Below are 20839 nucleotides of genomic sequence, written 5' to 3' on the forward strand. Positions count from 1 at the left end.
GAATAGGTGGCGTCGCTCTGGTGTGACGCCTTACGCCGCGCGCATCTTGGCGAGGAAGCCGTCGACTGCGCTGCGCAGCGCGCCGAACTGGCTGTCGAGCTCGCGGGCGTTGTTGAGCACGTCGCTTGCCGCCGTGCCGGTGGCTTCCGCGGCCGAGGTGACGCTGCCGATATTGGCGTTGATCTCGTTCGATCCGGCCGCGACCGACTGAATGTTGCGCGCGATCTCGCGGGTCGCCTCGCCCTGCTGCTCGATCGACGCGGAAATGCCCGCGGTGATCTCGCTCATCTCGGCGATGGTCTGGGTGATGCCGCCGATCGCGGCGACCGCATCGCTGGTCGAGGTCTGCATCGCCGCGACCTGGGCGGAGATTTCCTCGGTCGCCTTGGCGGTCTGGTTGGCGAGCGCTTTGACCTCGGAAGCGACAACCGCGAAGCCGCGGCCGGACTCACCGGCACGCGCCGCCTCGATGGTGGCGTTCAGCGCGAGCAGATTGGTCTGTGCCGCGATCGAGTGGATCAGCTTGACCACCTCGCCGATCTTCTCGGCGCCGGTGGAGAGCTCCTGCACCGTGGCATTGGTGCGCTCGGCGTCGTTGACGGCGCGGCTCGCCACTTCGGTCGAGCGGGTAACCTGGCGGGAGATTTCCGCAACCGAGCTCGACAGCTCTTCGGCAGCGGCGGCAACCGTGCCGACATTGCCAGACGCTCTCTGCGAGGCCGCGCCGACGGTCGCCGCACGCGAAGAGGCGTCGCTGGCGGTCGCGGTCATCGATTGAGCGGTGGCTTGCATGCCCGTCGCGGCCGAGGAGACCGAGCGGACGATGCCGTTGACGCTGCGTTCGAAGTCGCTGGCGATGCCCTCCATCGCGCTGCGACGTTCCGCCGCGACACGATCCTTCGCGTCGGCTTCGGTCTTCTCGAGGTCGCGGATGCGCAGTGCGTTGTCCTTGAAGATCTGGACGGTCGACGCCATTGCGCCGACCTCGTCGCCACGGCCGACGCCGGGAATGTCGCCGTCGAGCTTGCCCTCGGCGAGATCCTTCATGCGGGCGCCGAGCAGAACCAGCGGACCGCTGATGCTGCGGCCGAGCAGCCAGGCGACGCTTCCGGCGACGATGACGATGCCGAACATGGCGAGACCGAGCAGCCAGTAGACCGGGCCCATCTTTGCGTCGATGTCGTCGAGATAGGCGCCGGTGCCGAGATACATCTCGAGTTCGGGGACGGCCACCGCGTAGCCCATCTTCCGGATCAAGCCTTCCTGGCCCGGTTTCGCGTATTCATAGGTCAAAAGGATCGAACCGTTGGCCTTCGCGCCGTTCATCAGCTCCCAAGACAGTTTGCGGCCATTGGTCAGAACTTCCATGCGGTTGCTGCCGATCTGCTTCGGATCTGGCGCCAGCTGCGTGATACCGTCATAGGACGTTCCGAAGAGATAACCGGCGCCTTTGTCATAGGTCATCGCGTTGCCGTAGCGACGAAGATCAGCCATCGCGGCGTCCTTCGTCATCTCCCCCGCATCCACCCGCTTCTTCAGCGCCACCGCATAGTTGCGGCCCATGTCGACGATGGCCTTGGCCTGCTCAATGCGCGCGTTCACCATCTCCTGCTTCATCAGGTACCCGGAGAGGACCCCGGAAATGCACAAGCCGAACAAGGTGACGCCGACAAGGATGCCGAGCTTGGGGGCGATCTTCATATTGCTCAATTTCACGGGATGCTCCGGCAACAAAGGGATAAGGACGCGCGAGTGAATCGATCGAAATCAAATTAACTTTTAGCGGGTGACCCCTTAGCAGGCTGTTACGGGGCGCCCCGTAAAAGCCCGGAGAAGACGTCGAACCAGTCGTATAAATCGCCTCAACGACAACCTGGAATTGTACGCGACGGCCCCGATTTCGCGTAAAAGACGCAAAGGCCCGCGCGAAGGCCGGGTCACAACAAGAAACCAAATCGGGAGCAGGACATGCCGAAATACAGGATCGTGACGCCGAAGGGCGCGAGCTTCACGGTCGCGAGCAGCGATTATTCCTACGAGCGCGAGGCGCTCGATCCGATCGACGCCGAGATCGTCGAGGCGCCGGCCGATGAGGCCGGGTTCATCGCCGCCGCGAAGACAGCGGACGCCATCTACGCCAAGGGCATCCCGATCACCAAAACCATCATCGACGCGCTGGAGAGCTGCAAGGTCATCACGCTCGGCTCGGTCGGCGTCGACAGCGTCGACATCAAGGCCGCAACCGCGCGCGGCATTCCCGTCACCAACATCCCCGACACCTTCATCGAGGAGGTCGCCGACCATGCCATGATGCTGCTGCTCGCAGGCTTCCGCCGGCTGGTCGAACAGGACCGGATGGTGCGCAGCGGCCGCTGGGCGGAGGGCCGGCCGGCGTTGTCGAAGATTCCGCGGCTGATGGGCCAGACGCTCGGCTTCATCTCGTTCGGCCGCGTCGCGCGTGCAGTTGCGAAACGCGCAGCTCCGTTCGGCCTGCGGATGATGGCCTACGATCCGTTCATCCAGGAAACGCTGATGTCCGACCACGGCGTAATTCCGGCGACGCTGAACGAGGTGTTGTCGCAATCCGATTTCGTCTCGATGCACGCCCCCGCCCGGCCCGAGGTGCATCACATGCTCACCGAGAAGCACTTCCGGCAGATGAAGAAAGGCTCGGTCTTCATCAACACAGGCCGCGGCGCCACCGTGGACGAGGAAAGCCTGATCAAGGCGCTTCAGGAGGGCTGGATCGCCCATGCCGCCCTCGACGTGCTGGAGAAGGAGCCGCCCTCGCACAACAACCCCATCCTCAGCATGGAGAATGTGACCCTGACCGCCCATGTCGCCTCCGCCTCGGCACGGTTTGACGAGGCGCGCAAGCGCCGGGTGGGCTACGAATTGTCACTGGTGCTTCAGGGCATGTGGCCGGTAAGCTGCGTCAATCCGTCGGTGCTGCAAGACACCGCGCTCCGCCGCTGGCAGCCTGTCAGCATGGACCGCGGCCCGAACAGCTAGGCGGGACGGCCGCGAAGGCGCGCCGGCAACCGGAAAGACCCTTCACCGGCGATCAACGCCGGGAAGGGAAACACATAGGGAGGAACCGATGAGGAACGACATCACACGTCGTGATGCCTTGGCGCTGGGCCTGTCCGCTGCGGCAATCGCGGCAACCGGTGCTCCGGCGAATGCCCAATCCGCGATCAAGGCCGCGGACGTCCCCACACCGAAACTGCCGATCGAGAAAGGCGCATCCCTGCGCATGCTGCGACCGGTACGTTTCGTCCAGGCCGACGAGGATGTGTTCCGCGCCAATGCAGCAAAATTCACCAAGGAAACGGGCGTCGAGGTCAAGGTCGATTTCGTCGGCTGGGAGGACATCAACCAGCAGACCGCGGTGACCTCGAATTCCGGCGCCGGTCCCGACATCATCATCGGCTTCTCCGATGCGCCGCACATCTATGTCGACAAGCTGGTCGAGCTGACCGACGTCGCCGATTATCTCGGCAAACGGTACGGCGGCTGGCTGCCGCTGGCGCAGCGCTACGGCAAGAAGAACAAGAGCCCCATTTGGATCGGGCTGCCGTTCGGAGCCACTGCGGGTCCCCTGATCTACCGCAAGTCGATCCTGCAATCGGTCGGCTTCGACAAGGTGCCGGAAGACCATGCCGGAATCCTCGACCTGTGCCAGAAGCTCCAGAAGGCCGGCAAGCCGGCGGGCTTCGCCCTCGGCAATGCCAAGGGGGACGGCAACGGGTTCGCAAGCTGGGCGCTATGGTCGCACAACGCAGCCCTGCTCGACGAAGAGGGCAACGTCATCATCAACAGCAAAGAGACCATCGCCGCGCTGAACTGGGTCAAGCAGCTCTACCCGACCTTCATCGCCGGCACGACGTCCTGGAATGACGTCAGCAACAACCGCGCCTACGCGGCGCAGGAGATCGCGCTGACCGCGAACGGCGTCTCGCTGTATTTCTCGCTGAAGAACGATCCGGCGACCAAGGCGATCGCCGACGACAGCGAGCATCAGTTGCTGCCGAAGGGCTTGGCCAAGGTCTCGCCGATGGCGGGCCTGACGCTGAACGCCATGGTGTTCAAGCACAGCCAGTACCCCAACGCCGCAAAGGCCTTCCTGCAATACATGCTGGAAAAGGACCAATACGAGCCTTGGCTCAACGCCAATTCCGGCTACTGGTCCCAGCCGCTGGCCGCCTATGCCGAGGCCGCCGTGTGGTCGCAGGACCCCAAGGTGAAGCTGTTCAAGGACACGATGAACAGCACCTATTACGATGGCTATGCGGGTCCGATCTCGACCGCGACCGGTGCCGTCAGCGCCGACTACGTGCTGATCCAGATGTTCGCATCCGTCGCGACCGGCGCTGCCACACCGGAAGCCGCGGCCGCGGAAGCCGAGCAGCGCTGCAAGCGGTACTTCCGACGGCAGAAGTAACGTTGGACAGAAGCGCGTCATTGCGAGCGAAGCGAAGCAATCCTGTCATTGCGAGCGAAGCGAAGCAATCCAACCTGTCTCCGCGGTTACGGCCTGGATTGCTTCGTCGCTTCGCTCCTCGCAGTGACGGGCATGGAGACTTTCACAGACAGGACAACGACCCGATGTCCGTGACCACACTTCCCACTCTCGCCCTCGCACGACGGCAGCCCTCCTGGCTGGTGCGCCTGTTCGACTACAAGCCGTTCCTGATCGTGATGTGCCTCGCACCCGCGATCGGGCTGCTTACGGTGTTCCTGACCTATCCGCTGGGTCTTGGCATCTGGCTCGCCTTCACCGACACCACGATCGGCAGAAAAGGCGTCTTCGTGGGCTTGGAGAATTTCCAGTATCTGCTCACCGATTCCCTGTGGTGGAACGCGGTGTTCTACAGCGTGGTCTACACGGGGATCGCGACCTTCGGAAAGTTTGCGCTCGGCTTCTGGCTCGCACTGCTGCTCAACAACCATTTTCCGTTCAAGAGCCTGTTGCGTGCGATCATCCTGATGCCATGGATCGTGCCGACGGTGCTCTCGGCGCTGGCGTTCTGGTGGATCTACGATCCGCAATTCTCGATCATCTCCTACCTTCTGGTCGACGTGCTGCACTGGCGCACCACCAATATCGACTTCCTCGGCTCGCCCTGGCCGGCGCGCTTCTCGCTGATCGCCGCCAACATCTGGCGCGGCATTCCCTTCGTCGCGATCTCGCTGCTGGCCGGTCTGCAGACCATCTCACCCTCGCTCTACGAGGCGGCGATGCTGGATGGCGCCAGCGCCTGGCAGCGCTTCCGCTACATCACCTTCCCGATGATGATGCCGATCCTCGCCATCGTCATGACCTTCTCGATCATCTTCACCTTCACTGATTTCCAGCTGGTCTACGCCATCACCCGTGGCGGTCCCGGCAACTCGACGCATTTGCTGGCCACGCTGGCCTTCCAGCGCGGCATTGCCGGTGGCGAGCTCGGCGAGGGTGCGGCGATCGCGGTGTCGATGATCCCGTTCCTGGTGTTCGCGACGCTGTTCTCTTATTTCGGCCTGGCGCGCCGCAAATGGCAGCAGGGAGAGAGCAATGACTGATACCACGGCCCAGCCGGCCGCCGTCGCCACCACACCGCCGGACACCATGGCCTGGGATTCCGGGCTGCGGCGGCTGATGATGATCTACCTGCCGCTCGGTTGCTTCGTGCTGATCCTCCTGTTTCCGTTCTACTGGATGGCGATCACGTCGTTCAAGCCGAACGCAGAGCTGATGAACTATAAGGAGCACAACCCGTTCTGGATCTCCTCGCCGACGCTGGCGCACATCAAGCACCTCTTGTTCAATACCGCCTATCCGCGCTGGCTATGGACAACGATGCTGGTTGCGGTCGGCGCGACCACGCTGTCGCTGATCGCGAGCACGCTGGCCGCCTACGCGATCGAGCGCCTGCGCTTCCGCGGCAGTCCCTATGTCGGCCTCGGCATCTATCTCGCCTATCTCGTGCCGCCGTCGATCCTGTTCATTCCGCTCGCAACCGTGGTCGTCCAGTTCGGCTTGTTCGATTCACCGCTGGCACTGATCCTGGTCTACCCGACCTTCCTGGTGCCGTTCTGCACCTGGCTCCTGATCGGCTATTTCAAGTCGATCCCCTACGAGCTCGAGGAATGCGCGCTGGTGGACGGCGCCACACGGCTGCAGATCCTGCGACGGATCACGCTGCCACTGGCGGTGCCCGGCCTGATCTCGGCCGGCATCTTCTCCTTCACGCTGTCCTGGAACGAGTTCATCTACGCGCTCGCCTTCATCCAGAGCGGCGCCAACAAGACGGTGCCGGTCGCGATCCTGACCGAGCTCGTCACCGGCGACGTCTACCAGTGGGGTGCGCTGATGGCGGGATCTCTGCTCGGCTCGCTGCCGGTTGCGATCTTCTACTCGCTGTTCGTCGATTACTACGTGTCGTCGCTGACGGGCGCGGTAAAGGAGTAACGCGCGGCTGCGCGCAGGCGCAGTCGATCGTGCTATCGTGATAGACCGCTTGCTGCATTGGCCCCACGCTCCATCGTGACAGCGGGGTCGATCATTGGCGCCGTCGATTGTCGCTCGAGAAAGCGAAAATTGCATGCGTTCGCCAAAGCTCCCATCATTATCTCGACGCGGTTTCTGCCTGTGTTGCGTCGGCGCCGCGACCGCCGCCGCTTCGGGATGGCTTAGCCCCAGGCAGGCCTACGCAGAGGCGCGAGGCATCGTCAGCCTGATCAAGGACAGCGCTGCAGTATCGCCGATTGTCACGCACAAGCTCCGAAACAACATCACTGTGCTGGAAGGCTCCGGCGGCAACATTGCCGTGCTGACCGGGCCCGACGGCAAGGTCCTGATCGATGCGGGGATCCGCGTCTCACGTCCCCAGCTCACCAAAGCGCTGGCTGATCTCGGCGCCGATCCCGTCACCCATCTCGTCAACACCCACTGGCATTTCGATCATGCCGATGGCAACGAATGGCTGCATGCAGCCGGCGCGAAGATCATTGCGCAGGAAAACACCCGCAAACACCTTGCCGAAGTGCAGCGGGTCGAGGACTGGGACTACAATTTCCTTCCGCTCGGCGCGGGCGGAATCCCCAGCGAAGTCTTTGCCGACAGCCGCGAGCTTAAGCTCAACGGAACCTCGATCGGCCTGAAGTATTACGGGCCCGCGCACACCGACAGCGACATCTCCGTCACTTTCGCAGAAGCCAACATCGTTCACGTCGCCGACATGTTCTGGAACGGCATCTATCCGTTCATCGACTATTCGACCGGGGGCAGCATCGACGGGATGATCGCTGCATGCGACGCCAATCTCGCGGCGATGGACAAGGACACGATCGTCATCGCCGGGCATGGCAAGCCGGTCGGAAACAAAGTCGAATTCCAGGCCTTTCGCGACATGCTCGTCGGGATCCGCGACAACGTCGCCCGCCTCAAGAAGCAGGGACGAACGCGCGATGAAACCGTTGCGGCGAAGCCGACAGCGGCGTTCGACGCGATATGGGGGCAATTCGTGATCGATCCCGGCTTCTTCACCAGACTGGTCTACCAGGGCGTTTGAAAAACCCTCGCGGCCGTCGGCGAACTCATCGTTTTGAAAGGAAATTAATATGAAAACCGCAGAGACCACACGCAAGCCATCGCTCCTCGATCGTCGGCGTCTCGTTCTTGGGTTGTCCGGAGCGGCTGTCGCAGTTGCTTCGACGGCAGCGTCCGCGAAGCCGGAGCGCGACGAACAGACCGCCGGTGCCTATCCGGTCACCTATCATCGAACCGCGACCGTCGATGGCATCAGGATCTTCTATCGCGAGGCGGGCCCGAAGGACGCGCCGGTTGTGCTGTTGCTGCACGGCTTCCCGACCTCCTCGCACATGTTCCGCAACCTGATCCCGGCACTGGCCGACAAGTACCACGTGATCGCTCCCGACTATCCCGGATATGGCCAGAGCGAGATGCCACCGCGCGCGACATTCAAGTACACGTTCGACCGTTTCGGCGAGCTTGTCGGCGGCCTGCTCGACCAGCTCGGCGTCACCCGCTACGCGATGTACGTCATGGACTACGGAGCTCCCGTCGGCTGGCGCCTGGCGCTCAAAAATCCAGAGCGCATCAGCGGCCTGATCGTGCAGAACGGCAACGCCTATGACGAAGGGCTGAGGGAGTTCTGGAATCCGATCAAGCAATACTGGGCCGACGGATCCGATGCCAGTCGGCAGGCGTTGATGAAGCTGGTAACGCTGGAAACGACGAAATTCCAGTACACCGACGGCATGTCCGACGTCAGCCGGATTTCACCCGACAACTGGGTGCAGGATCAGGCGCTGCTCGACCGTCCTGGCAACAGCGAAATTCAGATGGACCTGTTCTACGACTATCGGACCAATTTGCCGCTGTATCCCGCGGTGCAGGCCTACTTCCGCAAGCACAAGCCGCCGACCCTGATCGTCTGGGGCAAGAACGATTTCATCTTCCCGGCCGATGGCGCCCATCCCTACAAACGCGACCTGCCCCAGGTAGAATTTCACCTGATGAACACCGGCCATTTCGCGCTCGAGGACAAGTTCGACGAAATGGTTTCGTTAATTCGCAACTTCCTCTCCCGCAAGATCGCCTGATCATCCCGAAGGAAACGGACATGTATGCCGCTCTCGACTGCGTGGCCGTTCTGGCGGCCTCCACCTTGTTCGCAGCAGCCGCCGTCGCCCAAACCGCCAGAGATGTGCGCGGCCCATCGCCACTGGTCGCGATCGAAAACGAGGCGCCTGCGCGGCTGATCATCGATCCGCCGCTCGGCGAACAGTTGGCGCAGGGTCTCGTCTTCATCCAGTACACCACGGAGAATCTCCGCGTCGTGCCGGTGTTTGGCAAGGGCGCGCTCGACGTATCGCCGCGCATCGGCCACGTCCATATCACGGTCGACGATGCGCCGTGGCATTTTGTCGATGCCAGCGGCGAGACCGTGATCGTGGTCGGACTGAAGCCCGGCCCCCACAGGGTCCTGCTGGAGCTGGCCGATCCCACGCATCACGTAATCGACAGCAAGAGCGTCAGTTTCGAGATCCCAACACCCCTAAAAAAATAACTGTCGGCCGCGGCGCCTGGCCCGGTTTCACAAAACTGCAATGCGCGGTCCGCATAAGACGTCCTCCGTTAACAGGAGACGCATATGCGCGCGACTTTTCTTGGCACCGTCGCAACGATTATTCTTACCGCGAGCTCCGCGCTCGCGCAGAGCGAAGACGAATTCCCCGCCAAGCTCGCCGGCCACGTGGTAATGCCAGCCGCCGCGTTCATCGACGCACCGGCTGATGCTCCCGCCGATCTCAAGACATCCGGCAAATACACCACCGGCAAGCGGGTCGACGCGCTCGGCACGGTGATGGGCAAGTCCTATGAGCGGGCGACCGGCGTATCGCTGCCGTTCAAGGGCCAGCCGCTGCAAGGCCATTCCGGCATCAAGTCGATGAGCGACGGCACCTTCTGGGTCATCACCGACAACGGCATGGGCGCGCGCGCCAATTCGCCGGATTCGATGCTGTACCTCAACCGCTACAGGATGGATTGGGCCGGCGGCAAGATCGAGCGGCTGGAGACCGTGTTCCTGCACGATCCCGACAGACGCGTGCCGTTCCGCATCGTGCATGAAGACACCGAGAAGCGTTACCTCACCGGCTCCGACTTCGACACCGAAGGTTTTCAGATCATCGGCGACACCTTCTGGATCGGCGACGAGTTCGGCCCCTACATCCTGAAGGCCGACAAGACCGGCAAGATTCTCGGGCTGTTCGAGACGGTCGCCGACGGCAGGCCGGTGCGCTCGCCGGATCATTGGGCGGTGGCGACCCCGGGCGCGCCAGGTGCGACCTACAGCAACGTCAACCTCCGGCGCTCCAAGGGTTATGAGGGCTTCGCTTCCTCGAAAGACGGCAAGTTTCTCTACGGCCTGCTCGAGGGGCCGCTCTGGGATGCCGAGAAGAAGGACTGGGAGAAGGTCGACGGCAAGGAAGCCTCGCGTATCCTCGAATTCGACGTCGCCGCGGAAAAGTTCACCGGCCGCTACTGGCAGTATGTGTTCGAGCAGAACGGCAATGCCATCGGCGACTTCAACATGATCGACCCGGCGAGCGGCCTGATCATCGAGCGCGACAACGGTGAAGGCACGCCCGACAAGGCCTGCCCGCAAGGCAGCCGCGGCGAGAACTGCTTCCCTGACGTGGCGAAGTTCAAGCGTGTCTACAAGATCGAGCTCAGCGACGGCAATGTCGGCAAGCCCGTGCGCAAGATCGGCTATCTCGACCTCCTGAAGATCAGGGATCCCGACAAGAAGGCGAGGAAGCCGCTCAATGACGGCGTCTACACCTTCCCGTTCTTCACCATCGAGAACGTCGATCGTGTCGATGAAACCCACATCATCGTCGGCAACGACAACAATCTGCCGTTCTCGTCCAGCCGCGATCCCAACAAAGCCGACGACGACGAGTTCATGCTGCTCGATGTCGCGGATTTCCTGAAGGCGAAGTGAGCTATGCTCTTTCAACACGGTCATCGCCGGGCTCGACCGGGCGATCCAGTAATCCGCGGCGCCAGCGATTAGATCGTGACGCCGCGGCGTACCGGATGCCCTGCCCCCGTGCGCAACTGCGCACTAGGCGGGGCATGACAGGGAGTGAGCGAGCGCGAGCTAAGACAGCATCGCACTTCGGCGCCGCCCATCAGCCCGCCGGCACGATCACCATGCTCTTGTCCTTCGGCCAGCGAACGCGCCAGGCGAAGTTGATGTCCTTGACCTCGCCGGGCTTGGCGTCGAACGACCATTCCAGCACACCGCGCCGGTCGCGAATGTTGCTTGCGGTCGGCGGCGTGGTCGCAGGCAACATCTCGACGAGGATGTCCTCGTTCTCGCTGACCGGCAACTGATCCTCGATCGCGACCTTGATCGGGAAGTCGTGACCGTTGCGGATCGTCGTCTTGAACGATCGCTCGTCGGTCTTCGACGTCGTGACCAGGAGGCCTGCCGAACCTTCGTTGCGCTTGAGCACCGCGCGCTCGATCCGGACCTTGTCGTCGGCGCCGAAGCCGAGCCGCACGATATCGTCCTTGGCCGAAGCCGAGAGCTTGCCGCGGCCGACGAAAGTCCCGTCGCGATAGATTGCGACCTTGCCCGGCAGCAGACTCGTGTCGTCGGTCTGCTTGAAGCTGGCTTCGAGGAAGGCGGTGGGGTCCATCACCGGTGCCGCGCGCACCATGAGATCGGCGGCCACGGTCATCGAGGCGATGCGCAGGCTCTTGGCGCCCTCGGCGGCGCCGAGGCTGACGCGGCCGGGAATTTTGTAGGTGGCCTGGAAGTCGCCGATTTCGGCGACCGCCTGCTGTTCTTCGGCGCGCTCGCGGATATCGTCGGCCGCCTTGGCCGCCGATATTTCCATCTTTCGCTGCGGCATTGGCGCCGCTGCAGGCATTGCCGAATCCGAAACTGAGCCCAGCGCCCGCGGCCTCGGCACCTGCGGATATTGCGCGACCAGCGAATTCAGCTCCGGCGCGCTGCCGCCGCGGCCGATGCGGACCGTGGAGACGCCGAGCGTGACGTTGGACCAGTCCTCGCCGGTCGATTGCGTGACCTCGGCGCGCCGAACCAATTCGAGCTGCGGTTTGCGATCCTTCGCGCCGGTGTCGAGGCGGGCGTCGTAGAGCGGCAGCCAGCGCGCATTGCGCACATTGTAGGTGACCCTCAACGTCGCCTTGGTTGCTGCCGGCGCGGCGATGTCCATGCGGACTTCGAGCTTGCTCGGCGGCTTGGCCTTGCGCTCGACTTCGAACTGGGCGATCTGCCGATCGATCTCGCGCATCTTGCGCGTGGCGTCGCGAACGGCGGTATCGGCGCTGGCAATTTCCTCGCCGACGGTGGCAAAGGCCGTGCGCCATTCGGCAATCGGCCGCGCTTCGCCCTTGTCGCCGATGCCGGCAGGAGAGGCTTCCGCAAAATGCTCCGCGAATTTGCGCCGCGCATTGGCCGAGTCGATCGCGCCTTGCAGGTCGGCGCGCTGGTCGTTCAGTGCCTCGATGCGCTTGTCCAGCTCCGGCAAATTGACCGGCGCCGCACGTGGCGTTCGCGCATCGATCGTGCCGATGGTGAGCTTCGCTCCCCCCTCACCCTCCACCCGGATCGAGGAGGTGTCGAGACCAAGCGGGAAGTCCTTGGCAACGAGCGTCGAATCGCCAGACGGCAGGTCCACCGCGATGACGCGGGTTACGGTCGCGCCATCGGGGTAAACGGTGACGGTATCGATGGCCGACGTGGCGCCCAATTCGGCGGCCCATGACGACGACGCGAATGCCGTGGTCACCAGAACCAGGCTCGTCGTCGCCAAACATCTTGCGGTGATGCGCATCAAGTCCCTCCTCCAAGTCATCGCCGCCGCCAGCCGGACGCGCGATCCAATGCCTCGCCAACATGGTTGGACGCGGCAGGGAAGGAACTGGTTCGATTAGGGTTTCCGTGGGGCGCCGCCGCGGCGGCAGCAAGGCCCGGAACGTGTCGTCAGCCCGCGACGGAGCCCTTAATCCTGAGCGGACGAACCCTGCCCGAAGATGCGGCGAAGCAGATCGGTGACGTTCTTGGCGCCCGCCTTCCTCAGAATGCCGGCGCGATAGCCCTCGACCGTGCGTGCGCTCAGATGCATGCGCCGGGCGATCTCCTTGTTGGTCAGGCCGGCGGCGAGATGCTCGAGCACGTCGCCCTCTCGCGCGGTCAGGGGTTCGCAGCCGGGCAGCCAGCGCTGCCGGCTGGAGCCGGGCTGTGCGAACTCGTCGATGGCGGCATCGATCCGGTCGACGATGTCGCGGGTGCGGAACGGCTTCTCGATGAAGTCGGCCGCACCGCTCCTGATGGCATCCACCGCCATGGCGATGCTGCCGTTTGTCGCGGTCACCAGCACCGGCGCCATGCAGTTTTCCTCGCGCAGGCGCTTGAGCACGTCGAGACCGGAGCGATCGGGCGGCATCTCCAGCAGCACGCAGGCCGGCATCCGCGCCTTGGCCTCCGAGAGCAGAGACGCGCCGTCGGCGAAGCAGATCACGTTGTATGCGCTCTGTTGGAGCGCGGTGGACAATTGTTCGCGGGAGGCGGCATCGGTGTCGATGACGAATACCTCACCCTTGGAAAGCATGTTCCCCGGCATAATTCCGATCCAGCAATGTCTTTGGTCAAATGGTCCGAGACAGCAGCGGGGCCTCGTCGCGCCGCGCCGTCATATGCACGGCATTCACGCCCGTGCTTCGGTTTCACTTATGTATGTTCCACCCGGTTCCCGGATTTGACGGATCGGGACATAAACTTTACATTTCGGGACATCTGCGGGATGGCTGACAGGAACGGGTCGCATGACCGACCTCATTCGTAGCGCAGGCTTGAGCTATTACCCGGAGGTCGCCCGGTCGGTCGGGCTCGACCCCAAACAAATGATGCGCAAGGTCAGGCTGCCGCTGGCCTGCCTCGACAAGCCCGATACGCCCATTGCCGTCACCGGCCTGCGCCGCCTGCTCGAATTGTCGGCAGAGGCGTCCGGAGCCGAAGATTTCGGCTTGCGGCTTGCCGAGCGCGGCGGGCTGACCAATTTCGGCGCAGTCGGCCTGATCGTGCGCGAACAGGCGACCGTTGGTGAAGCCATCGAAGCCTTCTCGCGCTTCATCCCGATCCATCACGACGGCATGAAGCTGGATGTCACCCGCGACAAGCAGACCGTCACCGTCACGCTGTACCTGCGCGGCCGACAGCCGACCGCGCCGCGCCAGTCGATCGACATGGCGCTCGGCAGCGTCCACCGCATCATCCAGTCGCTGTTCGGCAGCGATTGGCGGCCGCAGGAAGTTCACCTGCACTACCCACCGCCGCTCGACCGCAAGCGCTACCGCGAGTTCTACGGCTGCCGTGTGACCTTCAATGCGGAGGACGATTCGATCCTGTTGTCGGCACACGACATGGAGCGCCGGATCCCGAGCGCGCATCCGCTGATCGCGAGCTATCTGCGCAAGCGGATCGAGGCGATCGAGACGCGGCCGGCAAGCTGGGAGGAGAAGGTCGACGAGGTCGTCCGTCTCCTGCTCGCCGGCGGCGACTGCACGGTTGAGCGCGTCGCCGAGCACCTCGCCTGCACCCGCCGCACCATCCACCGCCATCTCGCCGAAGCCGGCACCAGCTTCTCGGTCATCCTCGACGCGCAGCGCGCCGATCTCGCGGTCCAGCTGATCGACGACCCCGGCCGACCGCTGACCGATATCGCCGTGCAGCTCGGCTTCTCCGCACAGAGCGCCATGGCCCGCTGGTTCCGCGGCCATTTCGGCTGCACAATCACCGCATGGCGCAAAGGCGTCCGGCCGCTGGAATCCCTGACCGCGGCGACCGCGGCTTGAATTCAGCGTGCCGGGACGGGCACGCCCATGACGGCGAGTGCGCGGCGACGGCTGCCGGCGAGCAGCGGACCGAACGCGATGGCAAAGCCGAGGAACGCAACGATCCAGCCGCACGCGGCAAGGTGCAGCAACGCATCGCCGTGCGCAGGCCAAACCACCGCCGCGACCCGCGCCAGCGCCGCGACGATGATCGCGGCATAGATGGCTTGTGTCGCCGGCGACGCCGTCAGCGCCTGTCCGGTATGGCCGAGACTCGCACGGGTCATCACCGCGAGCGTCATGGTTCCGGCTGCTCCCGCCATCCAGGCGTGGATGCCCGCGCTCGGCGGCAACGCGCCGAAGGCGGCAAAAGCATGCAGGAGGAAGCCAAGCGGCACGAAGACATAGCCGACATGGAGAATCAGGAGCAACCGCTCGCGGAAGGTGCGAACACCGGCCCAGCGCGCAAGCCGCACCAGGTGCAGCACACCCACCAGCGCCATCACCGCCCCGGTAACCGTACTCAAGGGCGCGACGATCCACGCGATGATCGCAATTGCGCTGCACCCGATCACCACACCGTCAAAACGCCCGAACGGCACCGGCAGGCGGCCGGGGTTGAACTTGACCAGCCAGTTTCGGGTGAAACTCGGGATGATGCGGCCGCCGATCAGCGAGATCATCACAACGACCACGCCGATGCCGACGCGGATGCCGACATCGGCCGCACCCGCGTAATGCGCTTCGAGATGGAAGGCGACATTGCCGGCGAGCAGCACGAGCACCAGCACCACGACGGGCAGGTTGCGCCAGTTGCCGCCGGCGATGATCTCGCGCGTTGCAGCAGCGACGACCAGCGTCAGGAAGGCGGCATCGACGGCAAGCGCAAACGCCCAGCCGATATCGGCAGACAGCGTCACCGCGACCCGACCGGCGAGCCAGACCGCCACCAGCGCGGCCAAGGACGTCCCCTGGATCGGCAGCCGCCCGGTCCAGTTCGGGATCGCCGTGAACAGGAATCCCGTGATCACCGCCGGCAGGAAGCCGTAGAGCATCTCATGGACGTGCCAGTCGCGCGGCGCGAAAGCGGAGCTCACCGACAATTCGCCATAGAACATCGGCAGCCATGCCAGGATCGAAAGCCCTGCCTGGATGGCGGCAAGCAGGAAAAAGGGCCGAAAGCTGTTCGCAAACAGCGGCCAGCCCTCAAAGTTGCGGGATCGGACGCCAGCCATGGGTCAACTCCAGTCGATTCAAATCGTCGCTTGGAAAAATACTGCCGTCCGGCCGGGTCGTTTTTGAGCTATCGCAAACACCCTGACGATTGCAGGTGTCATCACACTTCCAGCGCCAAGGAGGCAGAATGGCCAAGGTCGACACATCGCTGGTTGCGCATTTGCCGCTGTTTGGGGGTGTCAAACCGGAGGACCTCGAGGAGATCCTGCGCGAGGCCCGCTCAGTGCGCTATCCCAAGAACAGCGCCATTTTTGAGCAGGGCGCGGACGCGCAATCCTTCTTTCTGCTGCTGCACGGCCATGTTCGTGCGGCCAAGACCACACCGACCGGCGAGCAGATCGTGGTGCGCTATGTCGCGCCGGGCGAAACGTTCGGTCTCGCGATGGCGATCGGCGCCGCGCGCTATCCGGCCACGGCGATCGCGGTCGACGACAGCGTCGCACTGATCTGGCCGACCTCGGCATGGCCACGACTGGTCGAGCGATTTCCCTCGCTTGCCGCCAACACGCTCCAGACCGTCGGCACGCGGCTCCAGGAGAGCCACACCCGGATCCTGGAAATGTCGACCCAGCAGGTCGAGCAGCGTGTCGCTCATGCGCTGCTGCGCCTCGCCAAACAATCCGGCAAGAAGCTCGACCACGGCATCGAGATCGATTTCCCGATCAGCCGCCAGGACATCGCGCAGATGACCGGCACCACGCTGCACACCGTGAGCCGCATCCTGAGCGGCTGGGAACAGCAGGGACTGGTCGAGAGCGGCCGTCAGCGCATCATCCTACGCGATCCGCATGGGATCGTCGTGCTCGCGGAGCGGAGCCCCGACAGCGGCGCGGCGTGAAGCCAGGGGTCAAGGGTGCTTCCGCTTACGGCGAAAGCGCCCCTCACCCGGGAATCCGCACGCGGCCCGCGCGAATTCCAGACCGGTTCACGCCGGCACGCGGTCGCACAGCGCGGCGAGGAATTTGTCGCGATCGATGCCATGCTCGCGGCAGGCGTCATCGACCGTGTGGAAGGTTGCGATCGGACAGCCAACGCAAGCCATCCTGAAGGCGAGAAACACGCGGATCTTGTGCGGCGCCGTGCGCATGATGTCATCGACCAGATCGTCGGATCCAAAAGGCATGGACAACAACTCCGTTCCGAAACCACGATAGCGGAGCGGGCGCGAGTCTCTTTGTCGAAGCGCAAGCTGGCCCGTCATTCCGGCATGACGGTAAGGTGATCTCACACCGCCCGGCTGTGCAACTGCTTCGCGGGATCCAGATGCGCGTCGAACGCGGCTGCGACGCTGCGCACGAGAAAGCGCGAGTCCTTTGCGACTGCGATGCGGTCGCCGTCCAGTCTCACGACGCCGTCGGAGATCAGCGGCTTCAGACGCGATGCCGATTTCAGCATTGCCCCGGCCTCTGCGCCATGACGCGCGCAGATATCGCCGAGATCGGCGCTGAACTCGCACATGATGCGTTCGATGATGTCGGCGCGCAGCCGGTCGTCGTCGGTGAGCCCATAGCCTTTAGCGGTGGCCAAATGACCCGCGGCGATGCTCTGCGCATATGCGCCGATCTGGACCTCGTTCTGGACATAGCCCTGCGGCAAATGTCCGATCGCGCTCGCGCCGAAGCCGAGCAGGACTTCGCCCTTGTCGGTGGTGTAGCCCTGAAAATTGCGCCGCAGCGTGCGTTGCTCGAAGGCCACAGCCATGGAATCGTCCGGCCGCGCGAAATGATCGAGCCCGATCTGCACATAACCGGCATCCTTCAACGCATTGGCGATCGCGCAGGCCTGGTCGTGGCGCGCAAGGCCGTCGGGCAGCACGGCCTCGTTGATCATGCGCTGGTGCTTCTTGAAAGCAGGCACATGCGCGTAGCCGAACACCGAGAAGCGGTCGGGCCCAAGCTCGAGCGAACGTCGCACCGTATCCAGGCACGAGGCAACGGTCTGGTGCGGCAGTCCGTAGATCAAATCGAAGTTGATCCCGTTGATGCCGGCGCGCTGGAGCATGTCGACGACGGAAGCCGTCTGTTCAAAACTCTGCACACGGTTGATCGCGCGCTGCACGACAGGGTCGAAGCTCTGCACGCCCAGGCTCGCGCGATTGACTCCCGAGAGCCGCATGGCCTCGACCATGTCGGCCGTCAGCGTGCGGGGATCGATCTCGACCGCAATCTCGGCCGACGGCAGCACGAAGAAGGCTTGGCGCATCGCCGCCATCAACTCGGCAAAAGCCTCCGGCGCCATGATCGTCGGGGTGCCGCCACCGAAATGGATGTGCTCGACCTTGATGCGCCGGCCGATCGTCTCGGACACCTGCGCGATCTCGCTGCGCAGCGTACGCAGATAGGCCGCGATGAGACCGTCTCGACGAACGATCTGGGTATGGCAGCCGCAATACCAGCACATCTCGCGGCAGAACGGCACGTGCAGATAAAGCGACGCGCTGGCCGCCGCCGGGAGCTCCGCCAGCCACTGGGCGTAGGCACCCTCGCCGATCGCCGGCGAGAAATGCGGCGCGGTCGGGTAGCTCGTGTAGCGTGGCAGTCGTTCTTCGCCGTAGCTCGTCGCAAGATCGGCCCTCATATCTTACCCATTCGTCAATCAATGCTGCGCAGCGGTGCGGCGCATCCCGGATGGCACGAAATTACCCGTTTTCAGATGCGAAACCTTGCGCTCGCTCAAAGTCCCAGCACGGGATCGGAGCCATGGTGACATTTGATTATTGCCCTCTGGAGATAGGTTATGGCGTCGTTCGCGCTCGATCTCGTTCTGTGGCTCACCGGCGTTCGCGGCCATATCCCGCGCTTCGACGATTTTCGTCCGGTCCCCTCCACGCCTGCCGTTGGCGCCAGCCACCTAGTACGCGTGATGGTCATCACGGCCGCCGTCTTCGCCGCGCTGTCGCTCGCGGTTTGGGGCACGGTCTGGATTGCGATCCAGTTGCTCTAGCCGAGAACAATCCATCCGCAATACACGGAACTGAACGTGCGAGCGATTTGCGCTCGATGCGGCTGACGTCGCGCACCACCGCGTCTTTCGTATCGCCGATGCGGTCTTCGAAAAACTCCCGAGGATTTTACCGGAGGCGAATTCGGCAAAAGCTTGTCGCAGCGCAAACACGGTTGCCGCGATCGGCGCACACTGCATTCCGTCATCAAGACCATTTCAGATGAAGGATACTTCCGATGTTCACCCGCCGAGCCGCATTGATCAGCGCCGCCGCCACCGCCTTGATGCTGGCGACACCCGCCTTGGCTACCGACGATCTCAGACTGCCGCGCCAGAAGGTCGAGCTGGTCGCTCCGCCGTTCGTGCACGCGCATGAGCAAGCGACCAAGCAGGGCCCCAAGATCGTGGAGTTCACACTCACGATCGAGGAGAAGAAGGTCGTCATCGACGAGAAGGGCACCACCTTCCAGGCGATGACCTTCAACGGCTCGATGCCCGGTCCGATGATGGTCGTGCACGAGGGCGACTACGTCGAAACGACGCTGGTCAATCCCGCATCCAACTCCATGCCGCACAACATCGACTTCCATTCCGCGACCGGTGCGCTCGGCGGCGGTGCGCTCACGTTGGTCAATCCCGGCGAGCAGGTCGTCTTGCGCTGGAAGGCGACCAAGACCGGCGTGTTCGTCTACCATTGCGCACCGGGCGGCCCGATGATCCCCTGGCACGTCGTCTCCGGCATGAACGGCGCCGTGATGGTGCTGCCGCGCGACGGCCTCAACGACGGAAAGGGCCACGCACTGAAATACGACAAGGTCTATTATGTCGGCGAGCAGGACATGTACGTGCCACGCGACGACAAGGGCAATTTCAAATCCTATGAATCGCCCGGCGAAGCCTTCACCGACACCGAAGAGGTGATGAAGAAGCTGATCCCCTCCCATGTGGTGTTCAACGGCAAGGTCGGCGCGCTCACCGGCAAGAATGCGCTCACCGCCAATGTCGGCGAGAACGTGCTGATCGTGCATTCGCAGGCCAATCGCGACAGCCGTCCGCATCTGATCGGCGGCCATGGCGATTATGTCTGGGAGACCGGCAAGTTCTCCAACGCGCCGGAGACGGGGCTCGAGACCTGGTTCATCCGCGGCGGCTCGGCGGGCGCTGCGCTGTACAAGTTCATGCAACCCGGCATCTACGCCTATGTCACGCACAATCTGATCGAGGCCGCTGACCTCGGCGCCACCGCGCACTTCAAGGTCGAAGGCAAATGGAACGACGATCTGATGACGCAGGTGAAGGCTCCTGCCGATATCCCGCCCCCCAACACCAACTAGACGCGATGAGGGGCCGGTGATGACCGGTCCCTTTTTCTTGGGGAACGACCATGCTGATCGCATTCAAGCTGAAGCTGCTACTCGCCTGCGCCGCCGGGCTCGCGGGGCCGATCGCGGTGGCGCCGTTGGTATCGGACATCGGGACCCACGGCACCGCGACGGAGCCCGCCATCGTCAGGGTCGCGCCAGGCAGCCTGTCCTATCGCGAGGCCGGCGATTTCACGCGTGCCGGACAGCAAGCGGAAGCGCCGCTGCGCGCGATGCGCTTCGAGAGGCCGCTGCACATCATGCGGCATCAGGTCTCGTCATCCGACTATCAGATTTGCGTGCGGGAGGGAGCTTGCCGCGCGCTTGATCGCGGCGTGGCCATCGCCTCCGATCGACCCGCGGTGCAGGTGAGCTGGCACGATGCCGAGGCGTATGCGGGTTGGCTCTCGCGCAAGACCGGTCACAGCTACCGCCTGCCGAGCGACGCGGAATGGGCTTTTGCGGCCGGCTCCAGATTCAGAGATGACGGTCTTCCGGTGGACGCAGCAGATCCATCGAAGCGCTGGATCGGTCGCTACGAGCGTGAATCCGAGCGCGACCTCTTCGACACGACCGCCTATCCCTTCGGCAAGTTCGGTTCAAACGAGCACAGCGTCGAAGATCTCGCCGGCAATGTCTGGGAGTGGACCTCGACCTGCTTCGTGCGCTCGCGCACCGACGCGGCCGGCAATACCGGCAAACCGACCGTGAACTGCGGCGTGCGCGTCGCCGAAGGTGCCCACCGCGCCTATGTCACGGATTTCATCCGCGACGCCCGCGCCGGCGGCTGCGCGCAAGGCGTGCCGCCCGCCAATCTCGGCTTCCGCCTGGTGCGAGAGGAAACGTCCTGGGTCGCCAGCGTATCGGCGCGGTGGAGCAAGACGTGGGCGGCGAGGTCGTGAGTGATCGTAGCGTC

General features: G+C 63.8%; 19 protein-coding genes. 13 read left to right on the forward strand and 6 right to left on the reverse strand.

The genetic code is table 11. The features are described from left to right. Positions 1-30: 30 nt before the first annotated feature. On the reverse strand, positions 31-1716 hold the full coding sequence (locus IVB47_RS24275; RefSeq protein WP_247465005.1) for a methyl-accepting chemotaxis protein: 1686 nt from the start codon (positions 1714-1716) through the stop codon (positions 31-33). Between the two features lie 252 nt (positions 1717-1968). Between IVB47_RS24275 and IVB47_RS24280 the strand changes: the two genes are divergently transcribed. From IVB47_RS24280 to IVB47_RS24315, 8 genes are all read left to right on the forward strand, one after another. Then, entirely contained in the window at positions 1969-3012 is a 1044-nt protein-coding gene (locus IVB47_RS24280) for a C-terminal binding protein (RefSeq protein WP_247358300.1), read from the forward strand. A gap of 88 nt (positions 3013-3100) precedes the next feature. Then, positions 3101-4444: an extracellular solute-binding protein gene (locus IVB47_RS24285; protein WP_027570395.1), complete on the forward strand. Its 1344-nt coding sequence runs from the start codon at positions 3101-3103 to the stop codon at positions 4442-4444. Between the two features lie 164 nt (positions 4445-4608). Further along, positions 4609-5565, forward strand: coding sequence for a sugar ABC transporter permease (locus IVB47_RS24290; protein WP_027519956.1), 957 nt, complete (start codon positions 4609-4611; stop codon positions 5563-5565). After that, the gene (locus IVB47_RS24295; protein ID WP_027519957.1) at positions 5558-6454 is read left to right on the forward strand and encodes a carbohydrate ABC transporter permease; all 897 of its coding nucleotides are present in this window, start codon (positions 5558-5560) and stop codon (positions 6452-6454) included. Before IVB47_RS24290 ends, IVB47_RS24295 begins: the two co-directional genes overlap by 8 nt. 133 nt (positions 6455-6587) lie before the next feature. After that, positions 6588-7556 carry an MBL fold metallo-hydrolase gene (locus IVB47_RS24300; RefSeq protein ID WP_247465008.1) on the forward strand — a complete coding sequence of 323 codons (969 nt, stop codon included), beginning with the start codon at positions 6588-6590 and terminating at the stop codon, positions 7554-7556. A gap of 49 nt (positions 7557-7605) precedes the next feature. Next, positions 7606-8610 (forward strand): alpha/beta hydrolase, encoded by a 1005-nt coding sequence (locus tag IVB47_RS24305; protein ID WP_247465010.1) that lies wholly within the window; start codon positions 7606-7608, stop codon positions 8608-8610. Between the two features lie 20 nt (positions 8611-8630). Continuing rightward, positions 8631-9077, forward strand: a complete 447-nt coding sequence (locus IVB47_RS24310; RefSeq protein WP_247465013.1) for a DUF6130 family protein — start codon at positions 8631-8633, stop codon at positions 9075-9077. Between the two features lie 84 nt (positions 9078-9161). Continuing rightward, positions 9162-10517 carry an esterase-like activity of phytase family protein gene (locus IVB47_RS24315; protein WP_247465014.1) on the forward strand — a complete coding sequence of 452 codons (1356 nt, stop codon included), beginning with the start codon at positions 9162-9164 and terminating at the stop codon, positions 10515-10517. Positions 10518-10707: 190 nt separating this feature from the next. On the opposite strand, the gene IVB47_RS24320 is transcribed toward IVB47_RS24315, so the two are convergent. Then, positions 10708-12384: a mucoidy inhibitor MuiA family protein gene (locus tag IVB47_RS24320; RefSeq protein ID WP_247465017.1), complete on the reverse strand. Its 1677-nt coding sequence runs from the start codon at positions 12382-12384 to the stop codon at positions 10708-10710. Positions 12385-12552: 168 nt separating this feature from the next. Further along, on the reverse strand, positions 12553-13173 hold the full coding sequence (locus tag IVB47_RS24325; RefSeq protein WP_027570388.1) for a response regulator: 621 nt from the start codon (positions 13171-13173) through the stop codon (positions 12553-12555). A gap of 202 nt (positions 13174-13375) precedes the next feature. On the opposite strand from IVB47_RS24325, the gene IVB47_RS24330 reads away from it, so the two are divergent. Further along, positions 13376-14404 (forward strand): AraC family transcriptional regulator, encoded by a 1029-nt coding sequence (locus IVB47_RS24330; protein ID WP_247465020.1) that lies wholly within the window; start codon positions 13376-13378, stop codon positions 14402-14404. Between the two features lie 2 nt (positions 14405-14406). Here the strand turns inward: IVB47_RS24330 and IVB47_RS24335 are convergent, their stop codons facing one another. Then, on the reverse strand, positions 14407-15618 hold the full coding sequence (locus tag IVB47_RS24335) for an NnrS family protein (RefSeq protein WP_247465023.1): 1212 nt from the start codon (positions 15616-15618) through the stop codon (positions 14407-14409). Between the two features lie 128 nt (positions 15619-15746). On the opposite strand from IVB47_RS24335, the gene IVB47_RS24340 reads away from it, so the two are divergent. Next, positions 15747-16457, forward strand: a complete 711-nt coding sequence (locus IVB47_RS24340; RefSeq protein WP_027570385.1) for a Crp/Fnr family transcriptional regulator — start codon at positions 15747-15749, stop codon at positions 16455-16457. An 87-nt stretch (positions 16458-16544) separates the two neighbouring features. Here IVB47_RS24340 and IVB47_RS24345 read toward each other — a convergent pair whose 3' ends face one another. Together IVB47_RS24345 and hemN are read right to left on the reverse strand one after the other, a co-directional pair. Beyond that, on the reverse strand, positions 16545-16742 hold the full coding sequence (locus tag IVB47_RS24345; RefSeq protein ID WP_247465026.1) for a DUF1858 domain-containing protein: 198 nt from the start codon (positions 16740-16742) through the stop codon (positions 16545-16547). A 101-nt stretch (positions 16743-16843) separates the two neighbouring features. After that, on the reverse strand, positions 16844-18196 hold the full coding sequence (gene hemN / locus IVB47_RS24350; protein ID WP_247465029.1) for an oxygen-independent coproporphyrinogen III oxidase: 1353 nt from the start codon (positions 18194-18196) through the stop codon (positions 16844-16846). 159 nt (positions 18197-18355) lie between these two features. On the opposite strand from hemN, the gene IVB47_RS24355 reads away from it, so the two are divergent. The 3 genes from IVB47_RS24355 (at position 18356) to IVB47_RS24365 (ending at position 20825) form a co-directional block, all read left to right on the forward strand. Beyond that, complete coding sequence (locus IVB47_RS24355; RefSeq protein WP_027570383.1) at positions 18356-18562, forward strand: hypothetical protein; 207 nt, start codon at positions 18356-18358, stop codon at positions 18560-18562. 236 nt (positions 18563-18798) lie between these two features. Beyond that, positions 18799-19896: a copper-containing nitrite reductase gene (gene nirK, locus IVB47_RS24360; RefSeq protein WP_247465032.1), complete on the forward strand. Its 1098-nt coding sequence runs from the start codon at positions 18799-18801 to the stop codon at positions 19894-19896. A 50-nt stretch (positions 19897-19946) separates the two neighbouring features. Next, on the forward strand, positions 19947-20825 hold the full coding sequence (locus tag IVB47_RS24365; protein WP_247465034.1) for an SUMF1/EgtB/PvdO family nonheme iron enzyme: 879 nt from the start codon (positions 19947-19949) through the stop codon (positions 20823-20825). Positions 20826-20839: the final 14 nt, after the last annotated feature.

The organism is Bradyrhizobium sp. 62 (assembly GCF_023073035.1).
Taxonomy (GTDB): Bacteria; Pseudomonadota; Alphaproteobacteria; order Rhizobiales; family Xanthobacteraceae; genus Bradyrhizobium.